9 protein-coding genes are annotated in these 9,026 nt (G+C 63.8%); 5 read left to right on the forward strand and 4 right to left on the reverse strand.

The window, feature by feature from the left end; genetic code table 11:
• Positions 1–200 precede the first annotated feature (200 nt).
• From ACO48X_RS01460 to ACO48X_RS01470, 3 genes are read left to right on the forward strand one after another with little or no spacing between them, the layout of a single operon-like run.
• Positions 201–623: a PadR family transcriptional regulator gene (locus ACO48X_RS01460; protein ID WP_484999847.1), complete on the forward strand. Its 423-nt coding sequence runs from the start codon at positions 201–203 to the stop codon at positions 621–623.
• The gene (locus ACO48X_RS01465; RefSeq protein WP_484999849.1) at positions 620–1,657 is read left to right on the forward strand and encodes an ATP-binding cassette domain-containing protein; all 1,038 of its coding nucleotides are present in this window, start codon (positions 620–622) and stop codon (positions 1,655–1,657) included. The genes ACO48X_RS01460 and ACO48X_RS01465 overlap by 4 nt, the downstream gene beginning before the upstream one ends.
• A 29-nt stretch (positions 1,658–1,686) precedes the next feature.
• Positions 1,687–2,160, forward strand: a complete 474-nt coding sequence (locus tag ACO48X_RS01470; RefSeq protein ID WP_484999851.1) for a hypothetical protein — start codon at positions 1,687–1,689, stop codon at positions 2,158–2,160.
• Between the two features lie 177 nt (positions 2,161–2,337).
• Here the strand turns inward: ACO48X_RS01470 and ACO48X_RS01475 are convergent, their stop codons facing one another.
• From ACO48X_RS01475 to ACO48X_RS01490, 4 genes are all read right to left on the reverse strand, one after another.
• The gene (locus tag ACO48X_RS01475; protein WP_484999853.1) at positions 2,338–3,300 is read right to left on the reverse strand and encodes a PfkB family carbohydrate kinase; all 963 of its coding nucleotides are present in this window, start codon (positions 3,298–3,300) and stop codon (positions 2,338–2,340) included.
• Positions 3,301–3,328: 28 nt separating this feature from the next.
• Complete coding sequence (locus tag ACO48X_RS01480) at positions 3,329–4,720, reverse strand: sugar porter family MFS transporter (RefSeq protein WP_484999855.1); 1,392 nt, start codon at positions 4,718–4,720, stop codon at positions 3,329–3,331.
• Between the two features lie 131 nt (positions 4,721–4,851).
• Complete coding sequence (locus ACO48X_RS01485; protein ID WP_484999857.1) at positions 4,852–5,934, reverse strand: alpha/beta fold hydrolase; 1,083 nt, start codon at positions 5,932–5,934, stop codon at positions 4,852–4,854.
• 20 nt (positions 5,935–5,954) lie between these two features.
• On the reverse strand, positions 5,955–6,800 hold the full coding sequence (locus ACO48X_RS01490) for an SDR family oxidoreductase (protein ID WP_484999859.1): 846 nt from the start codon (positions 6,798–6,800) through the stop codon (positions 5,955–5,957).
• Positions 6,801–7,286: 486 nt separating this feature from the next.
• On the opposite strand from ACO48X_RS01490, the gene ACO48X_RS01495 reads away from it, so the two are divergent.
• Positions 7,287–8,492 (forward strand): transporter substrate-binding domain-containing protein, encoded by a 1,206-nt coding sequence (locus ACO48X_RS01495; RefSeq protein ID WP_484999861.1) that lies wholly within the window; start codon positions 7,287–7,289, stop codon positions 8,490–8,492.
• 133 nt (positions 8,493–8,625) lie between these two features.
• Positions 8,626–9,026: amino acid ABC transporter permease (locus ACO48X_RS01500; protein ID WP_484999863.1), on the forward strand; the 401-nt coding region annotated here is incomplete at its 3' end.

A 9,026-nucleotide genomic window follows, 5' to 3' on the forward strand; every position in this document is an offset into this window, starting at 1 on the left:
GAGCCCGTTCTAGGGCCGCCGTCGGGGCGCAGTTCCGCCGGATTTGAAAGCGCCTAGGCTGGAAGGCGCGGAGGCTGTCGGGCGCGGAACGTCCAGCGTCTTGCTGGAGTCTAGGCCAATTTGTCGCCGGTCGGCCAGCATCAAGCCGCTCTCGGGTAGCTAGTTAGACTTTCTACCGGTTGATAGCTAGACTGACTAGCGTGAATCCAAGAACTCAACAATGGCTGCATGGCTTTTTAGACTTTTGCCTGCTCGGCCTCATTGACGCCCAACGAGATTACGGGCGCAGCCTGGCCGAGCGGCTTGCGCAATCCGGTTTCGGCGACATTCCCGGAGGAACCCTTTACCCCGCGCTCGTTCGCATGGAGCGCCAGGGCCTCATTGCGGCTTCGAAAGAGCCTTCCGCGTCAGGGCCTCCCAGAAAGTACTACGAGACGACGGCGAAAGGCCGCGAGACTTTTCGCGAGCTCGTGGAAACGTGGGAGCAATTCAAGGCGGCGGTCGAAGCGACGGTCGACGGCAAGGCGATCCCTCGGGAGGCGATTGCCCGGCAGTCGGCGATTCGCGGGGGCGAGGCCGTTCGCCCAGAAGTGGCGGTTCGCCGGGAAGGAGACTGGCGATGAGCGAAGATCGGGGCCTTGACTCGGAAAGCTGGGCCCTTCGATTGGAACGCGGGTTGGCAGACGCGGGAATCGAGGCCCGCCGCGCTCGAAGGCTTGCGGAGGAGTCCGTTGCCGAAGCGCGCGACTACGCCCGGCCGCCGGAGGAGGTCTATGGGCCGGCGGAGGCGTATGCGCGCGAACTTGCGAGGGCCGCGCGCGCTGCCGTCAGAGGAGAGCGGCGTTCGGACGGGCCGCATTCTGGTGCGCCGGTTCTGCGGCTGCGGGACGTCAGCAAACGGTACGGGCGAAAGACGGTTGTGCGGGATGTGAGCCTCGAGCTCAAGTCGGGTCAAATAGGCGCGGTCGTGGGCGCCAACGGCTCGGGAAAATCGACGCTGCTCAAGATCTGCGCGGGGCTTGTGCGTGCGACGTCGGGAAGCGTCGAACGAGTGGAAAACGTCGGCTACGTCCCCCAAGCCGGAGGCCTCTCGCCTCTGCTGACCGCCTCCGAGCATTTCCGGCTTTTCGGGTCGCTCGACGGGAAGAATCAGCGGGAGTCCCTCGTCGCCGGAACGCGCTTGGCCCAAAGCCTTGGGTGGCGGCCCAGCCGCAAGCTAGGTGCGGCTCGCCTTTCGGGCGGCACGCAGCAGAAGCTCAACGTGGTGCTCGGCGGCATCAATCGCCCGCGGCTCATCCTCCTCGACGAGCCCTATCAGGGATTCGACCAGGGGACGTACACGGACTTTTGGGAGCAGTTGTTTTCCTGGCGCGAGGCGGGGGCCGGCGTGCTCGTCGTCACCCATATCCTTCACGACCTCGACGGCGTCGACTGGACGTGTGAGCTGCATCCTCAGGAGGAATCAGGAACGTGTGGACCATTGCAAAGATCGGCGCCGAAGAGACCCTGCGGCGACCCCTTGCGCTTTTCCTCGTTTTTCTGCTGCCCATGGTCTTTTACCTTGTTCGGATCGACGTGCAGTGGCAGGCGATACGGCTGCTCGCGATCGGCGTGGGCTGGGCGGTTGCGACTCTCTCGCTCTTCAGCGGCGTCGTAAGCAGTCAACTCGACAGGCGACTGTGCGTCATGGGGGCAAGGCCGTCCGTGCTTTTCGCCGGGCGGCACATCGCCCAGGCGGGCATCGGCTTGGCGGTCTCCGGCGTGTACTTCGCCGTTGTGGCGACGACCCAGGACGTCGTGCACATTTCCGCGGTAGGCCTTCTCCTCGTGACGACGGTGCTTGTAAGCGTCCCGCTGGGAGCCCTCATGAGCTTCGCGGTGGCCAGAGAACTCGAAGGGGCGCTTGCGCTTCTTTCGGTCATGGCCCTCCAGCTCCTTGTGGACCCCGACGGCTCGAAGGCCAAGCTCTTGCCGCTGTGGTCGACGCGCAAGATCTCAGCCTACGCGATCGGAGCGGAGGACGCCCAAGCGCTGAGCGAGGGAATGCTGCACTTCCTCCTTGTCTTTGCGCTGTGTGCGCTGGCGGCGTGGGGAGCGAGCGTGGCGAGGCTCGGGATCGTGCGCGCTTCCAGGCTTCCCGCAGCGACGCAGCAAAATTAGGGCGCCGCGGCCGACGCCGGAAGGCTGGGGTGCGGCGAGTAAGCCCGAGCTGAACCGCCTAGAGAAGACTTGGCCGCGGGGATGCGGGGCGGTGTCCGGGTCGAAAAGCGTGCGCGGCGTCGAACGAAAACGGGGCGGGCGCATACGCGCCCGCCCCGCATTGTCAACGGTTCGACGTCAGGAGGCCAATTTCGGATCGGACTTGACGACGTCGGCCACTTCGATCGCGGACGGCGCGTATGCGCCGGCCTTGCTCACGGTCAGGCCGGACGTCACCGTTCCACGGTGCAAAGCGGGGAGAATCTCGCTCCATCTGGCCTCGCGGAGCCTGGCCTTGGCCTCGATCGAGCCGAGGAATCCGGCGTCGAGAAGCCCCGAAAGCAGGCCGCCCATAAACGAATCGCCGGCGCCCACGGTGTCGACCACGTCGATCGTCAGCGGATCGACGACGAGCATGTCGCGTTCGGCGGCCAGACGGGCGTAAGAGCCCCACGGTCCGCGCGTCACCACCACGAGTCCGGGGCCGAGCTTCGACCAGCGCCTCATGACCTCCTCCACCGGAGTCTCTTTGCCGTACAGCCAAGCGAGGTCTTCGTCGGACGCTTTGACGACGTCGGAGAGTGCGACGATCTCCTCGATGCGGCCGATGACCTTTTCCGGAGACTCCATGATCGCCGGCCTGGCATTCGGGTCGTAGGAGACCGTCCCTTGAGAGGCGAAGTCCTTGACGGCTTGAAGCACCGCCGAACCGCCCGGCTCAAGGGTCGCGGCGAGGCTTCCCGTGTGCAGGTGGGCGATGTCGCCGGGATGCGGCAGCGGCGGAACTTCCCACGTCAGATCGAATTCGTACTTGGCGCGGCCGAGCTCGTCGAGCAGGGCGTAGGCCAAGGACGTCTTGAAAGCGCCGTTGCTGCCGGGGACGACCCCGACCTTGTGCCCGGCGGCGAAGTCCTCGATCATTTTCCCGTGGCGGTCCTTGCCCCACCACGCGCCGATGAGCGCGGGCCTGTCCAGATTGGCCAGCACGCTGGCCACGTTCAGCGGGCTTCCTCCCACGTGTTCCGAGGACTCTTCGCCCCTGATGACGACGTCGATGAGGGCCTCTCCCAGGCAGAGAACTGGTTTGTTTGCTGTGGTCACGTTGTTTCCTTCGTTCGGGGCGTCGCTGCTACTTCAAGCCTAGCTTGGATTCCATCTCTTCGAGCGGGACCCCCTTGGTCTCCGGCATCATCTTGAGGACCCAGAAGAGCTGGCCGCACATGCAGACGAAGAAGATGAGGAAGGCGAATCCGCCGCCCCAGCTGCCGATGACCGTTGGGAAGGCGAAAGTTGTGATTGCTGCGAAGACCCAGTGCGTGAGGGAGCCGAAGGATTGCCCGGTCCCGCGGACCTTGTTCGGGAAGATCTCTGAGATGAAGACCCAAATGACGGAGCCTTGGCCGAAGGCGTGGGCTGCGATGAAGAAGAGCAGGCCGACGAGCACCAGCACGGACGACGTCGGATTGAAATGCCCCTCGTACATGAACATGACGCCCGTGAGGAAACCCAGCGACAGCAGGTAGCCGATCGAGCCGACGATCATGAGCGATCGGCGCCCGATCTTGTCGATGACTGTCAGGGCGGCCATTGTGGCGATGAGGTTCATGACGCCGACGGCCACTGACATGAGGTATCGTTCGTCTTCGCTTGCCCCTGCCTTTTCTAGAACCTTGGGGGCATAATAGAGGATCGCGTTGATGCCTGAGAGCTGGTTGCACATCGCGATGATGAAGGCGAAGAAGACGACCTTGCGATAGCGTCGCGAGAAGAAGTCGGACAGGCTTCCCTTCGTGCGGTCCGCTGCCAGCTGCTGGCGGATCTCTGCGATCTGTTCCTCGGATTCGGCCTGGGTGCTGCACAGCCGACGGCTGATTTCGACAGCCTCTTTGTTCCGCCCGCGGGACATAAGCCATCGGGGGGTTTCGGGCACCGAGAATAAAAGGAGGAGGAAAAAGACGGATGGCACGACCATGACTCCCAACATCCACCGCCAGGCTTCCATCGGATCGGTGATGGTCTGCTGGATGATGTAGTTGGACAGGTACGCCAGCAAAATGCCCAAAACGATATTGAACTGAACGAGGCCAACCAATCGCCCGCGTATGCGCGCCGGGGCGATTTCGGCGGTGTAGATGGGGGCGCATACGGAGGAAAGGCCGACTCCGATGCCTCCGACGAACCTGAAAGCCAATAGAATTGCGTGAGTCCAGGCAACGGCAGTTCCCACAGAACCCAGAACGTAAAGAATGCCGATGACGAATAGAAGGTTCTTCCGTCCGTATCGGTCTGCCAGGCGCCCTCCGATGAGGGCGCCGAAAATGGTGCCGACCGTTGCGATGGCGACGGTTAGCCCGGTTCCAAAATTATCAAGTTTGAATCTGTCTGCGAGGGCGTCGTTGGCGCCGGATATGACGGCGGTGTCGAAGCCGAAGATCAGACCGCCGATGGCGGCCACGACGGCGCTTCTGATAACGAGGGCATTCACCCTCTCCCGAGGTGCTGATATAGGTCTACTCGACATCGAGGGACTCCTTGTGGAAAAACGCACGCCACGCCCGTCGGAAACAGGGCGACGAGGGTCGGCGGGGGCGACCTACCGTCACTCTACGTCCTCCTCAGAACGGCGCAAATCCGTCCCACAATGTGGGCACTTCAGCCTCTCGAATGCTGGGCAGCCCGCTTGTTTTCAAGCATCCGCCTCGTCAAGGAGTCCACGGACGAGGCGAACTCGTCGGGATGGCTGAGCATGACCTGGTGCCCCGCCCCTCGGATGATCCTTTCCGGCGGATTGCCCAGATTCTGGCGGGTTCGCACGAGGTACCCGCCGGAGACGTCCTCCGATCCCCAAATGATGGAGCTTGGAACGGAGATTGACTGAATTTGTTTAGGCGTCAAATGGAGGATCGTGAACTCTTTCATAGTGTCGGAAATGGTGCGTTCGGCGCTCCTCGATGTGAGGGGCCGAGTTATTCGCTTAGTGAAGGCCTTTCCCTTTTCCCCATCGAACATCGTGCACGTAGATCCGCAAGAGCGCTTGAATATCTTTTGATCGAGCCAAGTCCACCGCGAGCCGATCCGGTACAGGCTGGTTATGTACGGAGATTTCGCCATCCATCCCGGGATGCGTCTCGGAACCTGAATGTCGAGGCCGTCGCCGTCGGCGAAGATCACCCCTCCTGTGGACTGCGGGTGCCACAATCCGACGCCTCCGGCCACGGAGGCGCCCATCGAGTGCCCCACGACGATCGGGCGGTTGAGACCCATCTTCTTCGCAAAGCCTGCGACGAGATCCGCCTGGCTGCGAATGTCGCGGGCGTCGCCGCCGCGCGTGTAGCCGAATCCGGGCAGGTCGACCGCGTAAACGGCGTACCCTTTGGCCGCGAGCTTGGGCCCGGCGTAATCGTAGGCGACGGAGGATCCGGCGAAGCCCGGAAGCAAGACGACCGCTTGGCTTCCGTTGCCCCACTTTTCGTAGTGGACGTCCGCGGATCCTACCTTGGCCGTGTGGCCGGTGGTCGCCTCTAGGTACTCGGGTGGCTGCGAAACGGCGTTGAAGATGAGGCTTGCGGCTGTGACCGCGACGAAGGAACGGAGGAGAAACGCCCCCGTTCCCCGAAGGATCCGATACGGGCGGCTGCGGGCCTTGATGCGTTCGCGCTTGCGGGCGCGGCGCTCTTTGCGGCCTGCCCTGAAACTGCGAAAACGGTCCACGGCAGGGTGGAGGGAAAAGCTCACTTATTCTGTTCTTTCGATTGTCAGGAAACTCTTTGCGCCGCCAGAACGTCGCTGAGGGACAGGGGCGCGCGGCCGGTGATTTTTTCGACTGAGTCGGTGACGACGTCGAGCTGGCCCGCGCGTATCGCGGTGTATGTGGTGATCCACGCCGCCGTCTCCCATTGAGGGGCTCCGTAGGGCTCGCGCGAGGCCCAGGCCTGCTCGATCGTCTCGTCGATGTATTCGACCGGGTTTCCGGTGGCTTCGGTTCCGATGCGCGCGGCCTCGGCCATCGTGAAGGCCTCGGGACCCGTCAGATCGTAGGTCTTGCCCGCATGGGCGCCGGGGTCGGCGAGAACGGCGGCGGCGACGCGGGCGACGTCGTACCTGGAGACCCCGGCGCATGCGCCGTCTCCCGCGGGGCCGCGGATCTCGCCCGAAGCCATGAGCTCGGCGAAGAACTCGAGGTAGAACGAATCGCGCAGAAAGGTCCAGGCGATGCCGGATGCCTTGATGTGCTCCTCGGTGAAGAAATGGTCGCGGGCGTGGGTGAAAATGGCCTCGGGGGCGGCGCCCAGGAACGACGTGTAGACGATGGAGCCGACGCGCGCCCGCGAAGCGGCGTCGATGAATGCCCGGTGGTCGGCGACGCGGTGGGGGCTCTCCTTGGCGGAGACCATCAGCAGCGCGTCGACGCCCTCGAGCGCGGCCACCGCGGCCTCGTCGTCGGCGTACGTGCAAACGGCGTAGGGAAGTCCTTTGAGTTCGTCGGGCCTCTTGGCGGGGGAGCGCACAAGCAGCCGCACGTCGTCAACCCCCGAATCGATGAGTGAGAGCGCGGCCGCCCGGCCGATATTGCCGGTGGCTCCGGTGATTGCAATGGTCATGATTGCTCCTTGCGAGGATTCGATTGCCCCCGTCGCGGTGCGGGCGGAGGGCCGGCCGAGCCGAGTCGCGAGCTGCGAGAACGGCGACTTCGCCCGACAAGCGCGGGAGACGATTGCCACATTTGACCTTGTCGATACGTGCAGCCATTATTCCAGGAAAATCGCGGAACTTCAGCGTAAATGCGCGGTGAGAGGAAAAACCGGCCTCTTCGCCGTCCGGGGCGTTCGATTAACAGTCTCCGGTCCAGTGCGTGCTAACGTCTTGCCCATGATCAACGACAACATGTGCCGAATGTGTCTGCTCACTGCGGGCATTCGCTGTTGTCGCCTTTGAAATTCCGGTAGAAATTCCCGGATTGCGCGCCGACGTGACCCCGCGGGGGCTCTGAGGCGCATTCCGCCGCGACGCCGTAGCCGCGCCTCTCAGTCTCTCTAGTTTCACGTTCTCTCTAGTTCCACGTTTCTTCAACGAGAGTGAGAAAAACCATGTCAAACAACTCAGACAACAAGAATTCCGGCGTCTCAGACGGCAAGAATTCCGAAGCGGTCGAGGAGCATCAGGCCGAAGAGGGGACTCGCGACATCGACGAGCTGGTGGCCAAGGCCGCGTCCCGCTCGGGCAAGGGGCTGAAGGCCGTCGGCCTCGCGCTGGTCGCCGTCCTCGTCTTCGTTGCGGCGTACTTCGGCGTTCGGAGCCTGACGTCGAAGGACGCGTCGGACGGCGCCTCGGGCGGAACCTCGGAAGGGACGAAGGGGGCCGGCGGATCCTCCGTCAAGCCCGTGGGCGCGCGGACGCCCGAGCAGATCAAGGCCGCAGGAACGATCCGCATAGGCGTTTTCGGCGACAAGGCGCCTTTCGGGTACACCGATTCGGATGGGACGAACGTCGGCTACGACGTCGAATACGCCAAGAGGATCGCGAAGGACCTGGGCGTCAAGCTCGAGCTTGTGCCCGTCGTGGCCGACTCGCGAGTCGAGTACCTGACCTCCGGCAAGGTCGACGTCATCTTGGCCAATTTCACGGTCACGCCTGAGCGCGCGCAGAAGGTGGATTTCGCAAAGCCCTACATGAAGGTCTCGCTCGGCGCCGTCTCGCGCAAAGACGCCCCGATCACGTCCGAGAGCCAGCTCAGCGGCAAGAAGATCCTGGTGGTCAAGGGAACCACTGCGGACTCCTACATTCAGGCGAAGCACCCCGATTGGAAGCCCGCCAAGTACGACCAGTACTCCGACGTCTACAACGCGCTCGCCGACGGCCGCGGGGACGTGTGGGTCACCGACAACACCGAGGCCTTGGCCTTCTCCAGGCAGGGCGAGAACAAGGACAAGTTCGTCACGGGCATCACGCAGCTCGGCCCCGTGGACACCATCGCGGGCGCCGTCCAAAAAGGCAACGCGCCCCTTCGCAATTGGCTGAACAAAGAGCTTGAAACCCTCGGCAAGGAGAAGTTCTTCCACAAGGCTTACGAGAAGACGCTAGCGCCCGTCTACGGAGACTCGGCCAAGCCCGACGAGCTCGTCGTCGAGGGCGGCGAGGTCGACGGCGCCGGCAAGGGCGAAGAATCCGGCAAGGACGGACAGGCCGGCAAGGGCCAAGAGTCGGCCAGCCCCGAGGCGTCCGAAGCGCCGGCGGGAGCCGCCGACTCAGGAGCGCCGGATTCCGCCGACGGGTCCCAGGCGGCCGACAAGTGACCTTGGAGGGCGGGGCGCAGCTTCAGGCGAGGCTTCCCGCCCTCGGCCACGGCGTCGGCGAAGCCGTCGGCGCACAGTCTGCGCGGCTGCAGACTCAACGGTCCAAGCCGCCCCAAAGAAAGGTCACGCGAAGGTGAATTCCCAGGTCTTGCGCGAGTACCTGCCCTATTTTCTGGAGGGGGCGCTCGTCACGGTGCGGGTGGCCGCCGTCGGAATCGCGGCGTCGCTCGCCATCGGGCTTGTGTGCGCGATCATCCGGTATCTCGAGGTGCCCGTCGCAAAACGCGCGGTGGGCCTCTACATCGAGCTCTCGCGCAACACGCCGCTCATTGTCCAGCTCTTTTTCATCTACTACGGCCTGCCGAAGGCGGGCGTCGTCCTTTCCTCCGAAGCCAGCGCGATCATCGGGCTGAGCTTTCTCGGAGGGGGATACATGGCCGAGGCGTTCCGCTCCGGCTTCGACTCCGTCGGAGCGATCCAGTGGGAGTCCGCCCAGTCTCTGGGCATGACGCGGGTCAACGCGATGGCCCACGT

The sequence above is a fragment of the Peptidiphaga sp. genome, from assembly GCF_057238965.1.